Annotated in this window: 26 protein-coding genes and 2 tRNA genes; 10 read left to right on the forward strand and 18 right to left on the reverse strand. The window is 32.0% G+C overall.

From position 1 onward, the window contains the following. Positions 1 to 40: 40 nt before the first annotated feature. From JJ847_00220 to yidD, 3 genes are read right to left on the reverse strand one after another with little or no spacing between them, the layout of a single operon-like run. A complete protein-coding gene (locus tag JJ847_00220) occupies positions 41 to 1576 on the reverse strand; it encodes a UDP-N-acetylmuramoyl-L-alanyl-D-glutamate--2,6-diaminopimelate ligase (GenBank protein MBO6959316.1) in 1536 nt (511 codons plus the stop codon). An 8-nt stretch (positions 1577 to 1584) separates the two neighbouring features. After that, positions 1585 to 1887, reverse strand: coding sequence for a glutaredoxin family protein (locus JJ847_00225; protein MBO6959317.1), 303 nt, complete (start codon positions 1885 to 1887; stop codon positions 1585 to 1587). A 4-nt stretch (positions 1888 to 1891) separates the two neighbouring features. Further along, a complete protein-coding gene (gene yidD / locus JJ847_00230; GenBank protein ID MBO6959318.1) occupies positions 1892 to 2128 on the reverse strand; it encodes a membrane protein insertion efficiency factor YidD in 237 nt (78 codons plus the stop codon). Between the two features lie 95 nt (positions 2129 to 2223). Between yidD and rpsD the strand changes: the two genes are divergently transcribed. The 4 genes from rpsD (at position 2224) to cysK (ending at position 6613) form a co-directional block, all read left to right on the forward strand. After that, positions 2224 to 2832, forward strand: coding sequence for a 30S ribosomal protein S4 (rpsD, locus tag JJ847_00235; GenBank protein MBO6959319.1), 609 nt, complete (start codon positions 2224 to 2226; stop codon positions 2830 to 2832). A 73-nt stretch (positions 2833 to 2905) separates the two neighbouring features. Further along, the gene (locus JJ847_00240; protein ID MBO6959320.1) at positions 2906 to 4069 is read left to right on the forward strand and encodes a PLP-dependent transferase; all 1164 of its coding nucleotides are present in this window, start codon (positions 2906 to 2908) and stop codon (positions 4067 to 4069) included. A gap of 3 nt (positions 4070 to 4072) precedes the next feature. Continuing rightward, positions 4073 to 5542, forward strand: a complete 1470-nt coding sequence (locus JJ847_00245; protein MBO6959321.1) for a PLP-dependent transferase — start codon at positions 4073 to 4075, stop codon at positions 5540 to 5542. 84 nt (positions 5543 to 5626) lie between these two features. Then, positions 5627 to 6613: a cysteine synthase A gene (cysK, locus tag JJ847_00250; protein MBO6959322.1), complete on the forward strand. Its 987-nt coding sequence runs from the start codon at positions 5627 to 5629 to the stop codon at positions 6611 to 6613. Positions 6614 to 6615: 2 nt separating this feature from the next. Here cysK and queA read toward each other — a convergent pair whose 3' ends face one another. The 5 genes from queA to lipB all read right to left on the reverse strand — a co-directional run bounded on the left by queA (position 6616) and on the right by lipB (position 12436). Beyond that, positions 6616 to 7740, reverse strand: coding sequence for a tRNA preQ1(34) S-adenosylmethionine ribosyltransferase-isomerase QueA (gene queA, locus JJ847_00255; protein MBO6959323.1), 1125 nt, complete (start codon positions 7738 to 7740; stop codon positions 6616 to 6618). Positions 7741 to 7746: 6 nt separating this feature from the next. Next, complete coding sequence (locus JJ847_00260; protein ID MBO6959324.1) at positions 7747 to 9114, reverse strand: 2-oxo acid dehydrogenase subunit E2; 1368 nt, start codon at positions 9112 to 9114, stop codon at positions 7747 to 7749. Positions 9115 to 9332: 218 nt separating this feature from the next. Next, a complete protein-coding gene (locus tag JJ847_00265) occupies positions 9333 to 9776 on the reverse strand; it encodes a YlqD family protein (protein MBO6959325.1) in 444 nt (147 codons plus the stop codon). 38 nt (positions 9777 to 9814) lie between these two features. After that, positions 9815 to 11758 (reverse strand): AMP-binding protein, encoded by a 1944-nt coding sequence (locus JJ847_00270; protein MBO6959326.1) that lies wholly within the window; start codon positions 11756 to 11758, stop codon positions 9815 to 9817. A gap of 27 nt (positions 11759 to 11785) precedes the next feature. Continuing rightward, positions 11786 to 12436 carry a lipoyl(octanoyl) transferase LipB gene (gene lipB, locus JJ847_00275; protein MBO6959327.1) on the reverse strand — a complete coding sequence of 217 codons (651 nt, stop codon included), beginning with the start codon at positions 12434 to 12436 and terminating at the stop codon, positions 11786 to 11788. A gap of 44 nt (positions 12437 to 12480) precedes the next feature. Between lipB and raiA the strand changes: the two genes are divergently transcribed. The 4 genes from raiA to JJ847_00295 all read left to right on the forward strand — a co-directional run bounded on the left by raiA (position 12481) and on the right by JJ847_00295 (position 15770). Beyond that, on the forward strand, positions 12481 to 13065 hold the full coding sequence (gene raiA / locus JJ847_00280) for a ribosome-associated translation inhibitor RaiA (GenBank protein MBO6959328.1): 585 nt from the start codon (positions 12481 to 12483) through the stop codon (positions 13063 to 13065). A 7-nt stretch (positions 13066 to 13072) separates the two neighbouring features. Further along, positions 13073 to 13732 carry a 2-deoxyribose-5-phosphate aldolase gene (locus tag JJ847_00285; protein MBO6959329.1) on the forward strand — a complete coding sequence of 220 codons (660 nt, stop codon included), beginning with the start codon at positions 13073 to 13075 and terminating at the stop codon, positions 13730 to 13732. Then, positions 13733 to 14518 carry a DNA repair protein RecO gene (gene recO / locus JJ847_00290; protein MBO6959330.1) on the forward strand — a complete coding sequence of 262 codons (786 nt, stop codon included), beginning with the start codon at positions 13733 to 13735 and terminating at the stop codon, positions 14516 to 14518. An 85-nt stretch (positions 14519 to 14603) separates the two neighbouring features. Then, the gene (locus JJ847_00295) at positions 14604 to 15770 is read left to right on the forward strand and encodes a glycosyltransferase family 4 protein (GenBank protein MBO6959331.1); all 1167 of its coding nucleotides are present in this window, start codon (positions 14604 to 14606) and stop codon (positions 15768 to 15770) included. Here JJ847_00295 and proC read toward each other — a convergent pair. The 10 genes from proC to aroQ form a co-directional block, all read right to left on the reverse strand. Continuing rightward, positions 15767 to 16579, reverse strand: coding sequence for a pyrroline-5-carboxylate reductase (gene proC, locus JJ847_00300; GenBank protein MBO6959332.1), 813 nt, complete (start codon positions 16577 to 16579; stop codon positions 15767 to 15769). The genes JJ847_00295 and proC overlap by 4 nt on opposite strands. Before the next feature lie 7 nt (positions 16580 to 16586). Continuing rightward, complete coding sequence (locus JJ847_00305; protein MBO6959333.1) at positions 16587 to 17162, reverse strand: cell division protein SepF; 576 nt, start codon at positions 17160 to 17162, stop codon at positions 16587 to 16589. 145 nt (positions 17163 to 17307) lie between these two features. Beyond that, positions 17308 to 17946 carry a YggS family pyridoxal phosphate-dependent enzyme gene (locus JJ847_00310; GenBank protein MBO6959334.1) on the reverse strand — a complete coding sequence of 213 codons (639 nt, stop codon included), beginning with the start codon at positions 17944 to 17946 and terminating at the stop codon, positions 17308 to 17310. 3 nt (positions 17947 to 17949) lie between these two features. Continuing rightward, complete coding sequence (locus JJ847_00315) at positions 17950 to 18216, reverse strand: PipX family protein (protein MBO6959335.1); 267 nt, start codon at positions 18214 to 18216, stop codon at positions 17950 to 17952. Positions 18217 to 18234: 18 nt separating this feature from the next. Next, positions 18235 to 19149 carry an energy-coupling factor transporter transmembrane protein EcfT gene (locus tag JJ847_00320; GenBank protein ID MBO6959336.1) on the reverse strand — a complete coding sequence of 305 codons (915 nt, stop codon included), beginning with the start codon at positions 19147 to 19149 and terminating at the stop codon, positions 18235 to 18237. After that, on the reverse strand, positions 19149 to 20522 hold the full coding sequence (gene der / locus JJ847_00325; protein ID MBO6959337.1) for a ribosome biogenesis GTPase Der: 1374 nt from the start codon (positions 20520 to 20522) through the stop codon (positions 19149 to 19151). The genes JJ847_00320 and der overlap by 1 nt, the downstream gene beginning before the upstream one ends. A 73-nt stretch (positions 20523 to 20595) precedes the next feature. Next, complete coding sequence (locus tag JJ847_00330) at positions 20596 to 21081, reverse strand: DUF1823 family protein (GenBank protein MBO6959338.1); 486 nt, start codon at positions 21079 to 21081, stop codon at positions 20596 to 20598. Further along, positions 21078 to 21836 carry a precorrin-2 C(20)-methyltransferase gene (locus JJ847_00335; protein MBO6959339.1) on the reverse strand — a complete coding sequence of 253 codons (759 nt, stop codon included), beginning with the start codon at positions 21834 to 21836 and terminating at the stop codon, positions 21078 to 21080. The genes JJ847_00330 and JJ847_00335 overlap by 4 nt, the downstream gene beginning before the upstream one ends. A 16-nt stretch (positions 21837 to 21852) precedes the next feature. Beyond that, on the reverse strand, positions 21853 to 22461 hold the full coding sequence (locus tag JJ847_00340) for a tRNA-(ms[2]io[6]A)-hydroxylase (protein MBO6959340.1): 609 nt from the start codon (positions 22459 to 22461) through the stop codon (positions 21853 to 21855). Beyond that, a complete protein-coding gene (gene aroQ, locus JJ847_00345) occupies positions 22462 to 22902 on the reverse strand; it encodes a type II 3-dehydroquinate dehydratase (protein ID MBO6959341.1) in 441 nt (146 codons plus the stop codon). A gap of 101 nt (positions 22903 to 23003) precedes the next feature. On the opposite strand from aroQ, the gene JJ847_00350 reads away from it, so the two are divergent. Together JJ847_00350 and JJ847_00355 are read left to right on the forward strand one after the other, a co-directional pair. Next, positions 23004 to 23085, forward strand: a tRNA-Tyr gene (locus JJ847_00350). Positions 23086 to 23095: 10 nt separating this feature from the next. Beyond that, positions 23096 to 23167, forward strand: a tRNA-Thr gene (locus tag JJ847_00355). Positions 23168 to 23183: the final 16 nt, after the last annotated feature.

Below are 23183 nucleotides of genomic sequence, written 5' to 3' on the forward strand. Positions count from 1 at the left end.
GTGATTTGCGTAAATATCTTTCTTATTTGAGTAGGAATTTTTATTGAGATTTACTTTTTTCTTTTAATAATTTATAAGCTATCTTTCTATCATCAAAATTAATAACTTTATCATTGAGAATCTGGTAGTCTTCATGTCCTTTCCCTGCAATTAAAACAATATCTTCTTTATTGGCAAATTTAATAGATTCATTTATTGCTTTAAATCTATCAATTTCAATTATTATTTTTTCTCTTTTTTTTATACCCATCAAAATATCATTTACTATTTTTTGAGGTTCTTCTGATCTTGGATTATCTGAAGTTATAAAAAGTTGATCAGAAAACTCTTCAGCTATTGATCCCATTAAAGGCCTTTTAGTACGGTCTCGATCTCCGCCACAGCCAAAAACAGTTATTAGTTTCCCTTTACAAAGTTTTTTAATTGATTGCAAAACTTTTTTTAATCCATCAGGAGTGTGGGCATAATCAACAATTACAGTTGGAAGAGATCTTGAAGCGTCATTGTTATCGATTTGTATTTTCTCCATTCTCCCAGGAGCACCAGGGAAAGATTGAATTAACTTTGATAGATCTTTTAAAGAAAAATTTAGTTTATACAAAATTGTTATTGCTTGAATTGCATTCATTAAATTAAATTCACCGACAAGTGGAACAAAAAGTTGAATTTTTTCTCTAGGTGTATGAAAAATACAGGTGGAACCACTTTCAGTAAATTTTTTATCTGTTACGAAAAAACAATCATCATTTTCAAATTCACTGTCAGTAATCTTTGTGGAGACTAATGAAGATCTTTTTTCAAGATCAGATGATAATTTAGATATCCAAGGGTCATCATGATTTAATACACAAATTCCATCTTTTTCTTTTAAGTAAGGTGGGAAAAATAATTTTCTTTTTGTTTGAAAATATGATTCCATATCTGAGTGATAATCGAGATGATCTTGAGTTAAATTAGTAAAAATAGCCGCCTCAAATTCGCATCCTGATATCCTGTTTTGAGCAATAGAATGAGAACTTACCTCTAATATCGCAAATTCAGATTCTGCCTCAACAGCAGCATTTAATTTCTTTTGAAGTTTATCGGCGAAATCAGTTGTATGAGAAGCCACTTCTGAAAAGCCAGGCCATCTATTGAGCAAGGTCCCAAATAATGCAGTTTTTTTCCCTAATTTTTTTAAAAGATATTCCAATAAAAAAGTAATTGTCGTTTTCCCATTTGTACCCGTAACACCAATAAGTTTAAGTTTTCTTGAAGGCCTATTCCAAAACTCAGCGACTATTTGACCAAAAATATAATTTAAATTATCCTCTATAACCAAAATCCTCTCTCGATCAATAGATCCAATTTGTTCTTTTGCCACAGACCCAATAATGGCAGCCTCTGCGCCATTTTCAATTGCCTCAATACAGTATTTTCCTCCATCAACATTTAAACCAGGCATACCTAAAAATAAAGTTCCTTTTTGAACTTCTTTAGAGTTAAAAGAAATATTATTGATTTCATGATCGATTAAATCTAATGAAGGAATAATTCCTACCAAATTTAAAAGTTTATGTAATTTTATAGATCTCATATAAAAAATTATTTCTCCAGAATGGTACTAATATTTTTTTGAAACCAATTCTTTAATTGATCATCTTTTAATCTTGGAGAAATGCGAGGCAATTCTATAATCTCCTCTGACCTAATTCCTTCAACAGCAATAACAGGAACTTCATAATCATATTTTTTATATTTATCTTTATATAAATCGACCCTATCAATATCAATTTCCTTAAGCTCCTCAAGATTAGGGAATAACTCATTAAGATTTATTTTTGCTAGTTTGTTTTTTAATGAATCACATAGGCAACATCCCTGCCTAACAAAAATAAATATTTTCATTCATTTAGTCAGGCACAGGGTCACATCCACAGGGAGTTAAAGGATGACATCTGCTTAATCTTCTTAAAGTTAACCACCCTCCCTTCCAAGGTCCATGTCTAGTAATTGCCTCATATCCATAAGAGCTGCAACTTGGAATAAATCTGCATCTTGGTCCAAAAAAAGGAGAAAACCACTTTTGATAAAACGAAATCATCAAAAGAAGTACAGAAGTAATTGATTTATTAATAGTTTTGAACACTTTAATGATGTAAAATAATAACTCAGTAGTAATTTAGTTTAATTGAATTTAATCAATTAACCAATTTATTGCAATTTTCTATTTAATTTAAAATTATGTCAAGATACCGCGGCCCCAGATTAAGGGTTACGCGTCGCTTGGGAGAACTACCAGGTCTCACCAGGAAAGCTTCAAAGAAGTCTAATCCTCCAGGTCAGCACGGCCAAGCCCGTCGCAAGCGATCAGAATATGCAATTCGTCTAGAAGAAAAGCAGAAACTTAGGTTTAATTATGGAGTTTCTGAAAAACAACTAGTCCGTTATGTAAAAAAAGCTAGAGCTCAAGAAGGATCTACAGGAACTAACCTACTAAGACTTTTAGAAAACAGACTTGATAATGTTTGTTTTAGATTAGGTTTTGGAGGTACCATTCCAGGCTCAAGACAATTAGTAAATCATGGCCATGTAACCGTTAATGGTAAGGTTCTCGATATTGCTGGTTATCAATGCAAATCAGGAGATGTAATCGGAATTAAAGAAAACAAAGCAAGCAAAAAACTTGTAGAAGGTAATATAGAATTCCCTGGTTTAGCAAATGTCCCACCTCATCTTGATTTAGACAAACCTAAATTAACGGGAAAAATAAATGGTAAATGCGATAGAGAGTGGGTGGCTCTTGAAATAAACGAACTACTAGTTGTTGAATATTATTCAAGAAAAGTTTAATACTACTTTTCTTTGGATTATTAAATCTCTTTTAAAAATGAGAGATTTAATTTAATTCTTATTTTTAAAAATAATGGGAAATAAGGAAAATAATATAAAAAAGCCAGGTTTTAAGACCTTATCTATTCACCATGGGGAAACATTTGCAGAAGACACTGGATGCGTTATGCCTCCTATTTTTTCTACATCTACTTTTAAACATGGAAATAAAGATAATTTCGACTACACAAGATCAGGCAATCCAAACTTTAGAATTCTAGAAAGCGTCCTTAAATCAATTGAAGATTCTAAATACTGTACAGTTTTTGGATCTGGCATTAGCGCGGTAACTGCAATTTCATCAACCCTAAAATCAGGTGACAAGATACTCTGCGAGTCAAATCTCTATGGTTGTACAGTGAGGATGTTCGAAAAAGTTTTCAAGAAATTTGGATTAGAAGTTTTATACACAGATTTTACAAATGAAAATAATATCAAAAAGATTTCATACTTCGAGCCAACCTTGATATGGCTAGAAAGTCCAACTAATCCACTTTTGAAGGTACTTGATATTAAGGCGATTTGTGATGAAGCGAATAAACTACAAATCCCAGTAGTTGTGGACAACACTTTTTCAACGGCACTTATTCAAAAACCATTGGACCTTGGTGCGACACTATCACTCTTAAGCACAACAAAATTCATTAATGGACATAGTGATGCACTTGGTGGAGCAGTACTGACAAATAATGAGGTATGGAATAATAAGATGCTTTTCTCTCAAAAAGCTCTAGGGCTTCAACCATCTCCTTTTGATAGTTGGCTCATTACGAGAGGAGTAAAAACTCTTCCTTTAAGAATCGAACAACAAACGCAAAGTGCAAAATTAATTTCTGAAGAATTAGAGAATCATAAAATAATTAGTAAAGTAATTTATCCTTTTAATCAAAAACATCCGCAATTTAATTTAGCAAAATCGCAAATGAGATCTGGAGGTTCGATGATCACCATAAAATTAAATCTTAAAAAAGAGGATACTTTTAAATTTTGCAAATCTCTCAAATATTTCTCGCTAGCAGAAAGCCTTGGAGGAGTTGAAAGTTTAATTTGTCACCCCGCAACAATGACTCATGCTTCTGTTGATGATGAAACAAAAAATCTTTTAGGGATAGATGATGCTCTTGTCAGATTATCGATTGGATGTGAAGATACAAACGATTTAATCTCAGACATATTATTTGCTTTAAATAAATTCTGAAAATTGAGAGATTTACTTAAAAACCCTATATGGAAAAATTCAGAGTTGGGATATTCTATTCCTGATAGTATTCATGCTGTTTCTGTAGCATTACCAACTTGGAATGATGTAATAAATTACGAGGAAAAAAATCAAGAATGCATGAATTTATTGAAGTCCATTTACCCAAGATTCGGGCTCAACCCCATAGTGAAAAGATTATGCGAAAAAGTAAAAAAGGAAAATTACTACAACAATAAAAGTATCTGGCCATATCCGAATGAAAGCATAGCTTTTAAAGCCAAAAAATACATTGATAGAAATACTTCTGAACAATACTCATTAATTGAAAAAAGAGATAATTTAGCTCTCTTAATAACTGAAAAAGAAGGAAGTATATATGCAAAATCTTTCTGGCAACACACTGGTCTTGGCATATCTTCAAGGGCTGCTGCTATAGAACTAGGTCTTGAAGATTGCCCTCCAAAATTTTACGTAACTGAATGTTCTCAAAGAATAAAAAATAGAATTTCTAAATCTACAAAAATTAACTCTAATGATATTCACTTAACTTCATCTGGAATGTCTGCATTGCATACATCATTAGAAATCATATATAAATTATTTCCAGCTAAACCAACACTCCAAATTGGTTTTCCATATGTAGATGTACTTAAATTACCAATGAATATCTTTCATGGAGCAAAGTTAATTACAGAAGAAAATTGCGAGGATATTGAATTAGAAATCAAAAGCATAAATCCCTCAGCATTAATTATTGAACTACCGAGTAATCCAATGCTCAAATGTGTAAATATTAAAAAAATTTCAAAAATAGCAAAAAAGTTAAATATTCCCTTAATTGTTGACGATACAATTGGTTCAAATTTAAATATAAATTCCCTAGAGTATGCAGATATAGCTTTTACTTCACTTACAAAAATTTTTTCAGGTAGTGGTGATATTCTTGCCGGATCATTAATACTAAATCCAAAAAGCAAATGGATTGATCAATTTAGAAATGCATTAAACGAGATTAATCTTCCAATACTTTCCGATGGAGATACAGTTTATCTAGAGAAAGTTAGTAGAGATGTAAATCAAAGAGTTTTTGAACAAAATAGAGCATGTTTAGAATTAAAAAAAAGATTAGAGACCCATAGCGAGATTAAAAATATTTTCCATCCTGAAAATTGTCCAAATTTTAATTCTTTACTTACTTCTGATGGAGGATACGGTTGCTTATTATCATTTGAATTAAATGGAGGATTGAACAAAGCTAAGAAATTTTATGATTCTCTACAAGTATCTAAAGGACCAAGTTTAGGTACAAAATTTACTCTGGTTTGTCCTTATGTTTTACTAGCTCATTATGACGAGTTGGATTGGGCTGAAAGTTTTGGTATACCCTCGCACCTCATTAGAGTATCAGTTGGATTAGAAGACCAAGATCAATTATGGAAAAGCTTTTCTGAAGCACTAAATAATTTCTAAATTCCTAGTATTTACCGTATAGAAACTTATATACTCTTTTTCTGAATAATAGTTAGTATTAATATATATTTTCTCAATATCTAAATGGCAAAAATTTATGAGGACAACAGTTTTGCTATTGGAAACACTCCATTAGTAAAATTAAAATCAGTTACTAAAAATGCGAAAGCTACAGTACTTGCAAAAATTGAAGGTAGAAACCCCGCTTATAGTGTCAAATGCAGGATTGGCGCAAACATGATCTGGGATGCAGAGAAAAGTGGGAAACTTACAAAAGACAAAACTATTGTTGAGCCAACTTCTGGAAATACAGGAATTGCTCTAGCTTTTACTGCTTCAGCAAGAGGTTATAAACTGATCCTTACAATGCCAGAATCCATGTCAATTGAAAGAAGAAGGGTTATGGCAGTGTTGGGGGCTGAAATTGTTTTAACAGAGGCATCTAAAGGTATGCCTGGAGCAATAGCTAAGGCTAAAGAAATTGCAGAAAGTAATCCTTCTCAATATTTCATGCCAGGTCAGTTTGATAATCCAGCAAACCCTGAAATTCATTTCAAAACTACTGGACCAGAAATCTGGGATGATTGCGATGGTGAAATTGATGTCCTAGTCGCAGGGGTTGGGACTGGCGGCACAATTACTGGGGTTTCAAGATACATCAAGCAAGAGAAAGGCAAAAATATTACTTCTGTAGCTGTAGAACCCTCACATAGTCCTGTTATTACGCAGACATTGAATGGTGAAGAGGTTAAATCCGGACCACATAAAATCCAAGGGATTGGAGCAGGATTTATTCCTAAGAACCTTGACTTATCAATTGTTGACAAGGTTGAACAAGTAACAAATGACGAATCAATAGAGATGGCTCTTAGATTAGCTAAAGAGGAAGGTCTATTAGTAGGAATATCTTGTGGCGCTGCTGCTGCTGCTGCTGTTAGATTAGCTGAACAAGATGAATATGCTGGGAAAACAATTGTAGTTGTTCTACCTGATTTAGCAGAGAGGTATTTATCATCAATTATGTTTACTGAAGTTCCAAGCGGAATTATTCAAGAACCAGTCAAAGCCTAAATCTATTTTTTAACCAGTAGTGAATCTGGTGAAATATACATCGCATCGCCATAAGAGAAGAATCTAAATTTTTCTTTTATGGCTTTCTTATACAAATCTAATAATCTTTCTCTACCAATCATTGCACTTACTAAAAGTAATAATGAACTCTTAGGAAGATGAAAATTAGTTAATAATCCATCAACTACATTAAATTTATAACCCGGCTTAATTACTAAATCTACGTACATCGCTATGGGAATAAAGTCATTAATTTCTTGAGAATAACAACTTTCAAGAGCTCTTACACTTGTCGTCCCAATAGCTATTATTTTTCTATCTGTTTTCTTTATTCTTTTTATTTCCTCCACTACTTCCTTATTAACACTTACCCATTCTTTATGAAGTTTTAAGTTACTTAAATCTTCTTGGTCAATTGGTTTGAATGTTCCATAGCCCACGTGCAAAGTTATCGGTAAAATTTTTACTCCTTTTTTTTTAAGATTGGAAATAAGACTTTTGCTTAAGTGTAAACCAGCTGTTGGTGCAGCAACTGCCCCCGGATTAGTTGCATACTCAGTTTGATAACTTTTCTCATGAAAAGATTCTTCTTCAGAATTTTTTATATAAGGCGGGAGAGGGATTTCCCCGTATTTATCAAGAAGATCATTCATTGAATTGAGATCAGTTATGTTTTCAGGAAATCGAATAAATCTCCCTCCAGTTTCTTCATCAACCCCATCAACCATCAAATTAATATCTTTTGCAGAAGGAGATTTTAATTTTATTTTTCTATTTACTTTTAACTTTTTCGCTGGCTTTGCCAAACATAACCAAACACATTCATGGGATCTTTCTAAGACTAATAATTCGACTAACGTCCTATTTTCTAATTCAACCTTTACCCTTGCCTTCATTACTTTAGTATTATTTACCACCACAAGATCGCCTTTTCTTAATTCATCTAAAAGATTCTTGGTAAATTTATTAGTTAGGCAATTCTCCTTTAAAACACTATTTCTAACTATCATCATTCTTGATTCATGCCTTATTGCAGAAGGTTTACTAGCAATTAATGAAGGATCTAGAAAGTAATCATAAGCTTCAAGCTTATAATCTCTTCCTTCATTGTTAATTTGAGAAATCAACTAAATTTAAGATACAAGTGTCTCTGGCTCATTTTCTATAAGGGAAGCTAAGTCTTTCAAGAATGAAGCTCCATCAGCTCCATAGATCACTCTGTGATCAGCTGTAAGATTTACTTGCATTATTTTTTTAACAGATATTGAACCATCACTATTAGCTACAACAGTTGGTTTCGATGATGCTATCGCTAAGATCGCACCGGTCCCTGGGGGTAGTATTGCGTCAAATCTATCAACACCAAACATACCAAGGTTAGATAAGGTAAATGTCCCCGTTGAGTATTCATCTGGTTCTAATTGTTTTGATCTCGATCTTTTTACGAGATCTTTCCATTCCCTAGATAATTCAAATAAATCAGTATTGCATGGTTCTTTTAATACTGGAGTTATTAGTCCCCCATCTTCCATCGCAACAGCAACAGCAATATTTATATTTTCTGGATAAGAAATTCCATTTTCTGAAAAGCTTGAGTTAACTTGAGGATGTTTCTTTAGTGTCTTTGCAACTGCTTTTACAAGTAAAGCAGTCATAGTAACTCCATTCTGTTTTACCTTTTTGTAAAAATTATCTAATTTATCTGTATTGATAGAGTAACCCACCCTAAAACATGGAACATCTAAACTAGATTCCATATTTTTATTTACCGCTTTTTGAAGAGTATTAAATTGAACTGTTTCTCCAGGACTACCAAAACTATTTCCTGAAGTTTCTGGTTTACTTTCAACTCCCAAATTTGCACCAGGAATACTTGCAGGAGAACTACCTTCTCCTATCCATGGTATAGAAACAGGTTGGCCATTAGCTTTTAAAATATCATCGGCTTGAATCCTTCCGTGAGGGCCAGATCCATGAATCTTTGCTAAATCAACACCCATTTGAGAGGCTAATTTTTTAGCTCTTGGAGATGCAATTATCCTCGAAGAAACATTACTTGTTGCGGCATTAATTTGATTGACATTAAAAGATGGGAGAGGCTTTTCACTCTTTAAGACGACTTCTTCAGCTTCTTTCTTGATATTTTCAGTCTGGATTACTGGTTTTTCTTCGGTTTTATTGCTTACCAATTCAAGTTGGTCTGAAGTTGAGATTTCGGGTTGAGTTCCTTTATTTTGTTCTTGAACTGAGGCTATCTCATTCTCATTTTCTACAATGAGACCAATAGTTTCTCCAACAGGTGCAGTGCTACCAGCAGGCATTAAAACTGCTGCAAGATATCCATCTTGAAAAGATTCAACATCCATATCTGCCTTGTCAGATTCAACAACCAAGACAGATTCGCCTCTTTCAACCTTATCTCCCGGATTTTTCAACCATTCCACAATCTTGCCCTCCGTCATAGTAGAACTCAAGGCAGGCATGAATATTTCGTGAGACATAAGAAAATTGTTATTGCATAAGTTTTAAGGGATTTTTACCAAACTTTCAAAAGTTTTTATGATTAAGAACCCTTTTAACTCTTGATTTAATTATACGAAATCATGTTCACAGTGGGAACTCTTAAAACTTAAGAAAGTAATAATTTAGATCGATTAGAGTTTAAAACTTTTCGAAATTAAGGTTTATTTATATTTATCAAAAATACTAAATCTTTTTTTTAATTATTATCTATAGATTGAATAACTCCATCTTTTACCGTAATCGAGACTTGCATTTTTTCAATAAGATTGTCGCCCACAGTGACATCACAGAAACTATCCACTTGCCCTTGATCAACAATTTCGTCCATTTTTAATTCGCGAACTTGACTCTGTTGTTGAAGTAGATTTCTTTTTTGTTCTTCAATTTCATTTCGTTTTGCTGCGACTTGTTGTTGCACCTGACTAACCTGTTCTTGAACCCTTGGATCTAGAGGATTAACCGATTGGGATCTAATATTATTTACTATTTGCTGCCCCTCCTGCTCCAGTTGCGATAATTGCTGATCAATGTTTGAAATTGCTTTACTTAATTCTTTTTCAGCATCTTCCTTCCAAGTTGGTGTTACTACAGCTTTAATAGCTATTGAGCGCTTTATAGATATTGAGTTTTTTGTTTCCATAAAAAATTAAATCACCTTTTCAATATAGATAGAACAAATCAAATTTTCTTACTAAATTTGTTTTCATACATATTTTCTATTTGTAATGAATACTTTTTTTCTATTTCTTTTCTTTTTTGTTTAAGAGTTTGTGTTAACAACCCATTTTCTAGAGTAAAGGCATCAACAAAATAACAATCTAATATTTGTTCTTCTGATCTTGCTCCTAATCGACTTTTAAGCAAATTATTAATTTGTGATTTGAAAAATGTACCAATATTCTTATTTAGGTTTAATTTTGAAAGATCTTCTTCGAAAAACTTGCTTTTAACCAATTCGACATTAGGAACTACAAGGGCTGTTAAACATTTCTTATCTTGTCCTACTAGTTGAATCTGATTAATAAATTCAGAACTAAGGATTTCAGTCTCAAGCGGATTCGGCTCTATATTTTCACCACTTGATAACACTATTGTATCCTTGGCTCTTCCTGTTATAAATAGAGAACCATTTGGTATAAGAAACCCTAAATCACCAGTATCAAACCAACCATCCTTGGATAAAACATCTTTTGTAGCTATTTCATTGTTAAGATAACCTTTCATTACTTGCGGCCCCTTAACAAGAATTTTTCCGACTTCTCTGAACTTCAGAATCTTTTTTTTATCATCATTCACTATTTTGATTTCAGTAAATGCTAGAGGCTGACCAGATGATCCTCTAACATTTAATTCTCTTCTTCTACAAGTTAATACTGGACTAGTTTCTGTGAGTCCATACCCTACCAAAACATCTACACCTAAAGACTCAAAAAAAAGATCCACATGTTCTGGCAATGCACCTCCGCCGTTAATGGGAAATTTCAGTTTTTCTCCGCATAGTTTTCTAAGAATATTCGGCCATAAAAAAATAGTAGACAATTTATGTAAAGGATACCGGCTAATAACAGAAACTAGTAAGGGGATTTTTGACCTAAAAGTTGTTTGATTGATATCTAAATTTCTTATCTTTCTTAGACTTCTTTTGAAAACTGAACTATTACTTATCAAAAACTTAATAAGTTTTTGCTTTTTGGAAGGCATTTTTTTCAACGCCTGATAAAAACCATCATGTATTGCCTCCCATAGTCTTGGGACAGTAGCCATGACAACAGGTTTTACTTGTGTGATATCATCTTTCAGAAATTTTGGAATTGTATAGTATTGAGAACAACCACAAGAAAAAAAGAAGTATTCAGCGCTCCTCTCATAAGAATGCCAGATAGGCAAAACGCTTAATACAGAGGTCCCTGGTTCTGGATCAGCGATATAAGCTAAATTGATTATTTGATGTAAAAAATTTGCATGCGTCAGTGGGACACCTTTAGGTTTTCCTGTTGTCCCAGAAGTGTAAAGAATAGTAGCGACGTCATCAAGTCCTGGATTAAATTTTTCAAGATTATTATTTTGTGAATTTTCTTTTTCTACTGAACTTATAAATTTACTCCAACTTATTAAACTTTCAAATTGTTCATCTTCTAAATTGATTATAAATTTCAGTCTTTTTTTTAATTCTTCTCTATTGTTTAACTTTAGCCAAATCTCCTTAGACTGAACTATTAGACCTACTGAATTAGAGTGCTCAATAATATATTCTAATTCTACTGGAGGAGAATTAATACCTCTAACTGCATTTATAGCTCCTAAACGCATTAAGCCTTGATCTACAACTAGCCACCTTGGAGAATTTTCAGATATTACAGTAACAACATCACCCTTTACTAAACCATAATTTTTAAAACAAAAAGAGACTTTTGTTATTAAATCAGCCAGCTCAGAATAAGAAAATTTTTCTTTGTATTTCCCTCTTAAATCGGAAACAGCTAAAGTATCACCAAATTTAATTTTTAATTTTTCCCAAATTTGATCTATGTGATGAAGGTTCTTAATAAAATCTCTACTTATAGCAAATTTATCTTTTTTAGAAAGAGGTTTGGCTGAATGCCAATACGCTAGATCACTCATATTAAATTAATTTTAAAATTTTAATTTCTATTTTGATACAAAATCAAAATTAAATTCTTCCTGAATGATTTTTTTAACAATTCTCTTGACTTCTTGAATATTTAAATTTTTGTTGTAATCAATCATATTTGCCATAAGACAATTTTCTATTCCGCAAGGAACAATTTTATTAAAGTTTTCTAATTCGCAGTTAATATTGATTGAAAATCCATTTATTGTAATCCATCTTTTACAGCCAATTCCAATTGAGGCAATTTTCTTATTTCCTATCCAAACACCAGTAAACCCTTTTCTAGAGTGACATTCTATATTAAAAGTTCCAAGGATTTTTATAATAATTTCTTCAATTTTTCTTAAGTACCAATTTAAATCTTTATTAAAATTTTTCAAATCTAAAACCAAATACGTTACTAATTGTCCTGGCATATGACAAGTTACCTCTCCACCTCTATCAATCTTAAAAACATCATATTTAGAATCATTCAGAGAAAATAGTAAATTATCGTAATTAGATCCTCTCCCCAATGTATAACAGAGTTGATGCTCCCCTATCCAAATAAAATCAGGGTTAGAATTATCTAAAATCAATGCCTCCTGATATTCTTTTTGTAATTTGTAAATATCATTAAAAGAAGAAATATTATCAGGTTGTTTAATTATTGCTGTTCTATTTTCCATATTTAAGTAGATTTAGAAAGTAAGTAAATATTTTTAGATTTGTTATGAAAATTTTAATCCATGGAAAGAATCTTGAGCTCACTGGAGCATTAAAAGAATATACTGAGGCAAAGATAGAAAAAGCAACTCATCACTATAAGGATATCGTTAAAGAAGCTGACATACACCTTTCAATAGAAAAGAATCCAAGAGTCTCGTTCCAAACTGCAGAAGTTACTATTTTCGCAAATGGTACAGTGATTAGAGCTGAAGAAAAAACTGAAAATCTATACTCAAGCATTGACTTAGTTTCAAATAAACTTTGTAGAAAATTACGCAAATACAAAGAAAGAAATAATAAAACAACTCATAATAAACAATTTAAAAATAAAGATTCTTTACCAAGTGAAAGTATGGAATCAAATTTTTTAGATAAAGCTTTATTTAAAGAAGGAACTGAAGCAAGTCTGCCTGAGCCATCTATAAAAAATAAATACTTTGAAATGACTCCAATTTCATCAGAAGAAGCAAGAAAACAATTAGATCTAATTGATCATGATTTTTATGTTTTTCGAAATAAGAAAAATAACGAACTTCAAGTTATATACAAAAGGAATCATGGAGGTTATGGCCTGATTCAATCTAAATAACTTTTAAATGGCAAACATTGAATATGAATTAAACGAGAAAATTCATGCGATTATTATTAATCCCTATCTAAGGTGGGAAGATTTCTGTGCGAATTGCGATTTAATAAAAAAATACAACATTAAGAATATTTCTTCTTCAGTAAATTATTTAGCTGATTTTAAAAACCGTTTGACCAATTACAGCGCAAACATAAACGCACTTATTTCCTACCCTTTAGCAGATTTACCAGTTTCATTTATTGAAGAATTGGTCTGTTTTGCAAAAGATAACGGAGCAAATGGAATTGAATATATCCCAAATTTTATAAATTTATCCAAGAAAAACTCAGAAACCTTCGCTTCTGAAATTGAACAAGTTAAGTTATCTGGATTACCAGTTACAATAATCATAAATAAATCAAAACTTCAAGAAGAAGTTTTTTCTAATGTGATAGAAATATGCTTGGAATTAGGAATAAAAAATTTTCAATTCGGGGACGGATTTGGGCCTCCTATTACATCAGATGATATTGCCGAAATCCTGAAAATTATAGGCTCTCCAAATCAAATCAAAGTTGTAGGTGGTATAAAAAAACTTACTCAAATTATTGATTTGTTTGATAATGGAATCACTTGCGTAGGGACTTCAAATTTTTCTGAGATTTTTCAAGAATTAAAAGTTATTTAAATGTCTGGTTCTGGGGAATGTCGATTAGAGGGTCTCTGCATTAAGTCTTCTCCATTAGGAGAGAATGATAGGTTAATAACCATCCTTACAGATGAGCAAGGAATAGTTCGATTAGCTGTACCTGGTGCGCGCCGGCCAAAAAGTAGTCTTGCAGCCACTACACCATTAACATACATGAGTTTGCAAATTTTTGGCAAAAGAAACCTTAAATCTGTACGTCAAATAAAAATCTTAAAAAGCTATTCTGGTCTTGGGAAAAATATTGAATGTCTTGCAGCCGCTCAAGCAATAACAGAATTAACATTTTTATTAGTAGGTAATAATGATAAGCAACAAAACTACTTGTCATGTGTTCTCGCTCATTTAGATAGGATTTGTTTATATGAAGAATCTAAAGAAGAAGATATTAAAATTCTTTCAATGAGTATTCAATCTTTAATACATCTATTGGCGATAGGTGGAATTAATTTACCAATTCATCATTGCTGTAAAACGGGAGATTCTATTATTCCACCTTTAGGAAATTGGGAATGGAGTTGTTATTATTTGCCAAATGAAGGTTTTTCATCTATCGAAGATCCGCAAAGTAACCTAAAAATTAATGCCTCTGAAGTTGCTTTATTACAGAGACTTCTTTTTCCCGAGTTACCAATAAAGTCGAATGGAGAATTATTAGGACCAAAAAAAGTTTGGCTTAAAATATTATTTATTCTTGAAACTTGGATCTATACCCAATTAGAGAAAGATCTATCTTCACTAAAAATGTTGCGAGAATTATATAGTTAACTCCTTTAAATCAAAATAAATTTCTTTAAAATTATGGTCTTTGTTGCTTTGACTGTTAATTTAATAAATAGTTAATTTAATTATTGTGGTTCATATTGCCTGGCTGGGTAAAAAATCTCCTTTTTGTGGGAATGTAACTTATGGCAATTCAACTACTGAAAATTTAAAGGCCAGAGGTCATAAAATTAGTTTTATTCATTTTGATAATCCCTCTACTTCAAATTCATCAAAACCATTATTTCTGGCAAATGATCCTGACGTAAGTCTCCCATATTTAATTAAGTCACAAGTTTATACAATTCCTTCCCCAAGAGCGGAAAAAGAGTTGAGGCAATCATTAAAAAGATTAAAACCAGATATCGTACACGCCAGTCTTACTCTATCTCCTTTAGACTTTAGACTTCCAGAACTTTGTAATGCAATAAAAGTCCCGCTGATAGGAACATTTCATCCAGCATTTGATGCTAATAATAGAAATTTAACAGCAAGTACTCAACAACTAACGTATCAACTTTATGCTCCCACTCTCTCTAAGTTCGATAAAATCATCATTTTTTCAGAACCTCAAAAAAATGTTCTTGAAAAATTAGGAGTACCTAAAGAAAAACAAATAATTATTCCAAACGGAGTTGATGAAAATATTTGGAAACCCTTTTGCCAAAAAAATAAAAAATATGATTATGTAAAAAATAAACTAGGAAATGAAAGAATCTTTTTATATATGGGAAGGATTGCTAATGAAAAAAATATTGAAGCCCTTTTACGTTCTTGGCGACAAATAAAAAACAATAATTGTAAATTAGTTATAGTTGGAGATGGACCTATGAAGCCGACACTTGAAAATGGTTTTTCTAACATTAGTAAAGATAAATTATTTTGGTGGGGTGCCGAATTAGATTTAGAAACTAGGGTAGCAATAATGCAAATAGCAGAAGTATTTTTCTTACCAAGCTTAGTAGAGGGTTTGTCTTTGTCACTTTTAGAAGCAATGTCAACTGGTACTGCATGCATAGCTACAGATGCAGGAGCTGATGGTGAAGTTTTAGATAACGGAGCAGGAATAGTAATTTCAACTGATAATGTGGCTACACAATTAAAAACAATAATCCCAATTCTTATAGAACACCCTTCATTTACAAAAGATCTTGGAGAGAAAGCTAGGGAAAGGGTACTTCAGCGGTATACAATTACCAAAAATATAAATTCACTAGAGAAAGTTTATATGAACTTAAAGGATGATTTTAAAAACTAATTAAAATCCTTACTTCGGTTACTAGCTGAAACTATTGCTTCAATTAAAGCTGACCTTATACTTTTCTTTTCTAAAACCCTCAATGCAGAGATAGTTGTTCCTCCTGGCGAAGTTACTAAATTTTTAAGCTCGGAAGTAGTTAGATTTTTTTCTTTAATTAAACTAATAGTCCCTAATATCATATCCATAACAAGTTCTTCTGAGAGTATTTTTGGCAATCCACCGCTCAACCCACCATCACTAAGCGCTTCTATTATTAAAGCAATTATTGCAGGTCCTGATGACGTTAAAGCTAAAAATATATCAAGATAATCTTCAGTAAATTCATAGATTTTACTAGTATTTTCAAATAATTTCTTTGTAAATTGTTTCTGATCTTTTGTAATTTTTTCACCCCAAGCAATTCCTGTTAAACCCTTTCCAACAGTGATTGGAATATTTGTAACTATTCTCACACAATTATGGTTAGGGAATTTTTGCGCAAGTCTATCTATTGAAACTCCCGCAAGTATTGAGACTAATAAATTGTCCTTGGTTTCTAAATTTTTAGCCTCAATTATATCTTTAAGATGTTGGGGTTTTACTGAAAGAAGTTTAAACTTACAATCCCAAATTATTTCTGAACCTTTAGTACATGATTTATAGACGTTTATATGATGTTTATAATTTGATCTTATATTTTCTAAACTTTTTTGAGAATTTACTAAACAATAAACGTTCTTTGGCTGAATTAATTCTTTATCTAATAGAGGAGTAATTATAGCTTTTGCAATGTTTCCAAAACCAATAATCGCAATTTTATCAGTCACAGATTAATCATGAAAAAGCACTTAATTTAGAATTACCCCATGCTGGTTCAGGAGCAGTATTTTTTTCAAAGCTGTATTGTGATGTATTTTTTGTAGACATATTAGAAGGTGAAGCTTCTTCTGGGAAAGAACTTGTTACATTAACGCAACTTGGAGCAAAAAGAAAAATACTTTCACCTACTCTCTCTTGATGTCCATCAATTGCATAGGTACCTCCAGCAATAAAGTCAACTGCTCTTTGAGCTTGATCAGGATCCATCATAGTCAAATTAAGTATTACAGTTTTTCTCTCTCTTAAGGCCTGAATAGCTTGAGGCATCTCATCGAAACTTCTTGGCTCCATTAAGCTTACTTCTGAAGATGAATTTGAGATCCCAGGCATTCCGACAACTTTTGATGATCTGTTGTTACTCATAAATTCGAATGGATTTGAATGAGCAAGGCTATTAGAGTTTTTTTGATTTTGCTTGAAATCATTAATATCATTGAATTCATCTTGTGATGCATAATCTAAATCATCAAAATCATCATCAAGATATTCGTCCCCTGCAACAACTGCCTTTAATCTAGAAATAAGTGACACCTTTTAAATCCTCTTGAAATTGATTACTAAGGTAAATAAACCTTAAGTAATAGATTCATTTTTTAAATGAATAAACTACCTATACTTAAATAACGTTACTTACACTTCACCGCAAGTTTATAGACAAGATTTTTATAAAAAATAACTAATATGTTCTATCTCCAAAAATTAATGAGCCTAGTCTTAGCCAAGTTGATCCAGCTTCAATAGCTTCTTCCCAATCTCCTGACATTCCCATTGAACAATCAGGAAGTTGAAGAGAATCAGCGAGTGAGCGACATTTTTTAAACAATTGTAAGTTTTCCCTTGAATTAAGTCCTTTAGGATTAATAGTCATCAAACCGGTTAACATGATATTTTTCAATTCTTGAATTTCTTCCCATTTTGATACTAAAAGTTCAGGATCAAAACCTGCTTTAGAAGGGTCATCGCTTAACTTGACCTGCAACATAATGAATGGATTTTTCTTCTCTTCAAATGAAATACTAGAAATCTTTTGCAACTTTTCAAATGAATCAACTGAATGTATATATTTAAAATTTTGAACTATCTTTTTTATTTTATTACTTTGTATTCTTCCAATAAAGTGCCATCTAATTTGTTTAAAGTCTTTTAAGCTCGATTGCTTTTCAAATGCTTCTTGAAACTTACTCTCACCAAAATCATTCTGACCTATTTTTTGAATAGTCTGGATTTCTTGACTTCTAAATCCTTTACTAACAGCAAGTATATTGACATTTGATGGAATTTTATTTTTTATTTTTAAATAATTTGAAGAGTTCACCTTTTATAAAAAAGTTTGTGTGAATAAATTCTCCCATTTAGAAAGCTCCTCAGATCCTTTTCTTCTAGCTTTTTGAAGGTTAAATTCAGCCTGATTACGGGCATCTAAATAAGGTATAACTTCAAAAAAAACTTCTCTCTGTCTGATTTCAACCAAAAAGAACATTTTTTGGGCGTACAAAGTTGCGTATATATCTCTTCCATCATTACCAGGAGAGACTTGGTACAACATACCAAATGTTGGATGGTTTAAATAACGCTCGGAACTCAAACTTAAATTTTTTGTTATTTATAATGCACCATACAGTTTTCTAAGAAAAATTGCTATGCAAATAAAACATATCGATAATGTATTAACAATTACGTTAGCAGATTTCGAAGGATGAAAAGTTCTAAATCTACTTGTTTTTATAGAAATTTCTTTCTTCGAGAGCAAAGATTCTGCTCCTTGATCAATTCTCAGAAATATATTTAGAAACAACCTTTCAACTAAAATCAATAAAACATTAAAGGATTTCTTAAATCCTAAATTTCGGAAATTTATTGACCTAACTGATACTGATTTAATTATATTTTGAAATTCTTCCTGCACTAGAGGTATAAAACGCAATGCAATTAATAACTGAAAAAGCCACTTACTTATTGGAAATCCAATTTTTCTTAATGGATACAGAAACCAACTTAATCCCCATACAATATCTTCTTGTAAGGTAGTTAAAAGCATCAAATTAACACTATGAATAACAGTAAATATTAAAGTTGAGGTTTTTATTCCTAATTCAAAGGCTTTTCTCGATAAATTTAAAGGACCAAAATTTATAAACCAAATCTTCTGCGATGGAATTTGCAAAATGTTCCATTCTTTATAGTTCTCTACAAAAACTTGCAACTCATTTGGATTTCTTAAATTGCTATCAATTGATTGAATATCAGATGAAGCAAGTATTGAAATAAATCCAATTAATAATGATAAACATGAGAGCACAAATAATGATCGCCACCATATTCTAGGTGGCAATAAACTAAAAAAAGTAATTAACAATAAACAACCTGTTAAGCTCAATCTCCAAATAGGACCTGCCCAAATTGGAGTTATTAGAAATAACATTAGTATGATTATTTTTAATCTAGTATCTATAATTCTTAGCCAACTTCTATTGCCATAAACATATTGCCCGACTGAAAACTTAGTAAGTATATTCATCAATCTTTTTGAATTAACTCAATATTTTCCCTTTCTACTTCTTTATTTAAAGCTCGTTGCTGTTTCCCTCTCCAAAGTAAAATGAGAGGTGTGCCTTCAAAGCCTAAATTTAATCTAATTTGTTTTTCAATATATCTTCTATATGTAATTCCAAATAATTTCGGGTCATTTACAAAAAGAGTAAAAGTGGGAGGCTTATTCTTTACTTGAGTACCGTAATAAAGTCTACCTTGCTTGCCGCTTCTTTTCGTGGGGGGGCTTTTCCAACTAATAGACTCTTTAAGCACTTCATTTACCACAGATGTTGATACCCTTCTTCTATGTTGTTTAACTGCATTAAGAGCATGCTCAAAAATATTTTCAACTCTTTGCCCGGTCAAGGCCGAAATAAAAATCATTTTTGACCAGTGTAAAAAATATAGTTTAGATCTAAGTTCTTTTTCTACTTGATAAATTGTTGAACTGTTTTTATCAACAAGATCCCATTTATTTACAACAATTACACAAGCTCTGCCTTGTTCTTCTATTCGTCCTGCCAATTTCTGGTCTTGATCAGTTACTCCATCCATTGCATCTATAACCAAAACACAAACATCACTTCTATCTATAGATTTAAAGGCCCTATTGATGCCAAAAAATTCAGTACCATATTTAACATTTTTCTTCCTTCTAATCCCAGCAGTATCAACTATTTTCCACTGATTATCACCTTTTTTTATTAGTGTATCTATTGAATCAGTGGTGGTTCCGCTAATATCACTAACTATTGCTCTTTTTTCACCAGAGATTGAATTTAACAGACTAGATTTCCCAACATTTGGCCTCCCAATAATTGACATCATTATCTTTTCCTCTTCTTCCTTAACATTATTTTCAGGCAGTTCTCCAATGACAAGATCTAAAAGATCGCCAGTGCCTGAACCATGAATAGCGGAAACAGGGTAAGGTTCGCCCAAACCTAATTTCCAAAACTCAGAAGCTAAAGAAATGCCAAGGGTAGTTGATTCACATTTATTAACCGCAACAATTGTTTTACAACTTGAGTTTCTTAACCATTTTGCTATTGATAAATCACCATCAGTAACACCCTGATTGCCATCTACCACAAGTAAAGCAAGTGAAGCCTCTTCTAAGGCCAAGTAAACTTGTGTTCGTATCTCTGGAAGAAATTCACTATCATCATTAAAAACTAAGCCTCCAGTATCAACAATCTGAAATTCCTTGTCTCCCCATATTGCATTTTGATAAGTTCTATCTCTTGTTACACCAGGCTTATCAAAGACTATTGCATCATTACTTTGGCAAAGACGATTAACTAAGGTAGATTTTCCTACATTTGGTCTTCCAATAATTGCTACCGTAGGAAGTGTCAATTCTTTACTCCAAAGAAAGTAGTATCTATTACAACTATAGCTTCAATAGAATCATTTACCTTGCTCAAAAAACTTATTTTATTTCTGGATCACCTAAATGTCCAAATGCCGGATTAAGAGGTGGAGAACATGTTTGTGGAATCACATAATTATCATTCGAAAAACTTTTGTTTTCAATAGCCCAATAAATTAACCAGTTTACTGCAGTTGCTCTTCTAGTCCTTCTTGGATAAAGTTCATTAATTTTATAACCTTTAAAATAAAGAATATTTTTCAATCCTTGTTTATGCTCCTTTGGAATTGACCGGGTCAAATGTACTGATGCTGTTCGCTCTGAAATAATTTGAGGAGCTTTTACGAATTTCTCTGCCCAATAGGCAGGAGTTAATTCACTAGAAACCCAATCTTTCGAATGTTTTTCTCTAATATAAAAAAGTCTTTCCCAAACCAATTCACAAACAAAAACATCGCTAACTTTATCTTCGAGAACGAGAAATAATAGTTTCTTACATATTGGCCACGTAATTTGTTTACCTTTAAAATTTTCCTTTTTATTCATTCATCAAATCTTATCAAAATCAAAGAGAAATAAGGCATGAATTCCTTTTTATATTGTGATGCATATTGAATAATTTGATTAGGCATACCAATACTTAGAGCTATGAGTGTGTTATTGATAATATCCTCTTTTTTTAAGATTTCCCTGACTAAATCCCATCTTTTCCCAACTTTCATAATTGCTAAAACAATTTTATTTCCTCTACTTTCCCTTATAAGGGATGTTAATTCTGAATTTGAAGAAGGGCATTCTTTGATTATCAAGGTCTCTCCCTTTTTAACCAAATCAAAATCATTCAAGGCTGCTGCTGCTGAAACAGAAGAAATCCCAGGTATGGTTTTGGTGATGATTTCGGGATAATTATTTTTTATTATTCTCAAGATATTAGACGAGCTTGCAAATAGCGAAGTATCTCCAAGACAAAGTAAAACTACTGATTCGCCATTATTTATAAATTTCACAATTTTTTCTACAGCATTAGACCATATTTCATCAGGATCAAAACCCTCTCTAGCCATTGGGAAGATGATAGATATATTTTTTTTAAATTTGGTATATTTCTTGACTATTTCTGCCGCAAAACTTTTTTTGTTATCATCTGATACTGGAGAAATTATAACTTTTGCGTTTTTGATAGCATCTACAGCCGCAATAGTTAAAAGTGATGGATTTCCAGGTCCAACCCCAACAATAGTTAATGATGGCGAATCACTTTTGTGTTCTTTAAATACTCTCAAAATATTTTTTATTAACATTCTTAATTTACTTTTTCTAACTATGTACCCTTGGCATAAGGCAGGTCTCAGAAAGTATTTCTGACTCAATTTTAGATAATTCCTCTAACCTTTTAAAAGTTTGATTTTTAGAGAATTTAGTTTGCGCAAGTTTCCAATAAATTCCAAAGTGTCTGGCTTCACTCTCAAGCAAAGACTCATACAGGAACTTAAAAGATTCGTTTTCAGAATTCAGTGCAAGCAAGCCTAATCTTTCATGACTTCTTGCTTCAATCAATCCTGCGATTAAAAAACTATCGAGCATCCGATTAGGTTCTTCTTTTCTAATGTTTTTAGACAATTCAGCACCATATGGAGGGGGTTTTAGTGCCTTAAGAGAATGTCCAAGATTCTTTAAAAAATAGAATATTTTTTCAAAATGCTCTAATTCCTCCCTCGCAATTGGACTTAAAACTTCAGCCAAATTTGCTTCTGACGGATACCTAAACATCAATTGAATTGCTACTCCTGCTGCTTTCCTCTCACAATGAGCATGATCAATAAGAATATCTATTGGATTTGATAATGCCATATGAATCCATTTATCAGATGTAAAGGATGACAAATATTTGATATGGGAAGAAGGCCTTTTAAAATCAACTATCATTTAATCTTTATTACTTAAATATTCTATTATTCCATCAAGAGCCAAGGAATAACTGGATACACCGAATCCACTAATTATTCCGATAGCTTTATCTGTAAGGAAAGATTCTTTACGAAAGTCTTCTCTACTAAAAATATTTGAGATATGTAACTCCACAAATGGAATTTTTGATCCAATTAAAGCATCTCGAATGGAAATCGAAGTATGTGTAAAAGCGCCCGCATTTATAAGAATACCTTGGATACTTTTTACAGAATTCTGAATCTTATCAACTATTTCTCCTTCATGATTACTTTGAAAACATTCAAGATTAACACTTTTTTCTTGAGCAACTTTAGTTAAATCTTTTTCTATATCTCTCAATGTTTTATTACCATATATTTCAGGTTCTCTAGTACCCAAAAGATTAAGATTTGGTCCATTAATCAATAAAATATCCATCATCAAGAATTCTTCTCTTTACAAATCCTATCTATAAAGAAACAAAAAAACCAAAATATTTTCACACAAAGTGTCCATTAACTGATAAGTTCAAATAGTGGGGGTCGGTGCCCGAGTGGTTAAAGGGGGCGGACTGTAAATCCGCTGGCTCTGCCTACGTTGGTTCAAATCCAACCCGGCCCACTTAAAAACTGCCCTTGTAGCTCAGCGGTAGAGCACTCCCTTGGTAAGGGAGAGGTCTCGGGTTCAAGTCCCGACGAGGGCATGAATAAACAACCGCC

This window comes from Prochlorococcus marinus CUG1438 (assembly GCA_017644325.1).
Lineage (GTDB): Bacteria > Cyanobacteriota > Cyanobacteriia > PCC-6307 > Cyanobiaceae > Prochlorococcus_A > Prochlorococcus_A marinus_AA.

Coding starts and splice junctions, on each gene's coding strand:
- JJ847_00220 (MBO6959316.1), bottom strand. CDS start 1,576: ATGAGATCTATAAAATTACATAAACTTTTAAATTTGGTAGGAATTATT.
- JJ847_00225 (MBO6959317.1), bottom strand. CDS start 1,887: ATGAAAATATTTATTTTTGTTAGGCAGGGATGTTGCCTATGTGATTCA.
- rpsD (MBO6959319.1), top strand. CDS start 2,224: ATGTCAAGATACCGCGGCCCCAGATTAAGGGTTACGCGTCGCTTGGGA.
- JJ847_00240 (MBO6959320.1), top strand. CDS start 2,906: ATGGGAAATAAGGAAAATAATATAAAAAAGCCAGGTTTTAAGACCTTA.
- cysK (MBO6959322.1), top strand. CDS start 5,627: ATGGCAAAAATTTATGAGGACAACAGTTTTGCTATTGGAAACACTCCA.
- JJ847_00260 (MBO6959324.1), bottom strand. CDS start 9,114: ATGTCTCACGAAATATTCATGCCTGCCTTGAGTTCTACTATGACGGAG.
- JJ847_00265 (MBO6959325.1), bottom strand. CDS start 9,776: ATGGAAACAAAAAACTCAATATCTATAAAGCGCTCAATAGCTATTAAA.
- JJ847_00270 (MBO6959326.1), bottom strand. CDS start 11,758: ATGAGTGATCTAGCGTATTGGCATTCAGCCAAACCTCTTTCTAAAAAA.
- lipB (MBO6959327.1), bottom strand. CDS start 12,436: ATGGAAAATAGAACAGCAATAATTAAACAACCTGATAATATTTCTTCT.
- raiA (MBO6959328.1), top strand. CDS start 12,481: ATGAAAATTTTAATCCATGGAAAGAATCTTGAGCTCACTGGAGCATTA.
- JJ847_00285 (MBO6959329.1), top strand. CDS start 13,073: ATGGCAAACATTGAATATGAATTAAACGAGAAAATTCATGCGATTATT.
- recO (MBO6959330.1), top strand. CDS start 13,733: ATGTCTGGTTCTGGGGAATGTCGATTAGAGGGTCTCTGCATTAAGTCT.
- JJ847_00320 (MBO6959336.1), bottom strand. CDS start 19,149: ATGAATATACTTACTAAGTTTTCAGTCGGGCAATATGTTTATGGCAAT.
- JJ847_00330 (MBO6959338.1), bottom strand. CDS start 21,081: ATGAATAAAAAGGAAAATTTTAAAGGTAAACAAATTACGTGGCCAATA.
- JJ847_00335 (MBO6959339.1), bottom strand. CDS start 21,836: ATGTTAATAAAAAATATTTTGAGAGTATTTAAAGAACACAAAAGTGAT.
- JJ847_00340 (MBO6959340.1), bottom strand. CDS start 22,461: ATGATAGTTGATTTTAAAAGGCCTTCTTCCCATATCAAATATTTGTCA.
- aroQ (MBO6959341.1), bottom strand. CDS start 22,902: ATGGATATTTTATTGATTAATGGACCAAATCTTAATCTTTTGGGTACT.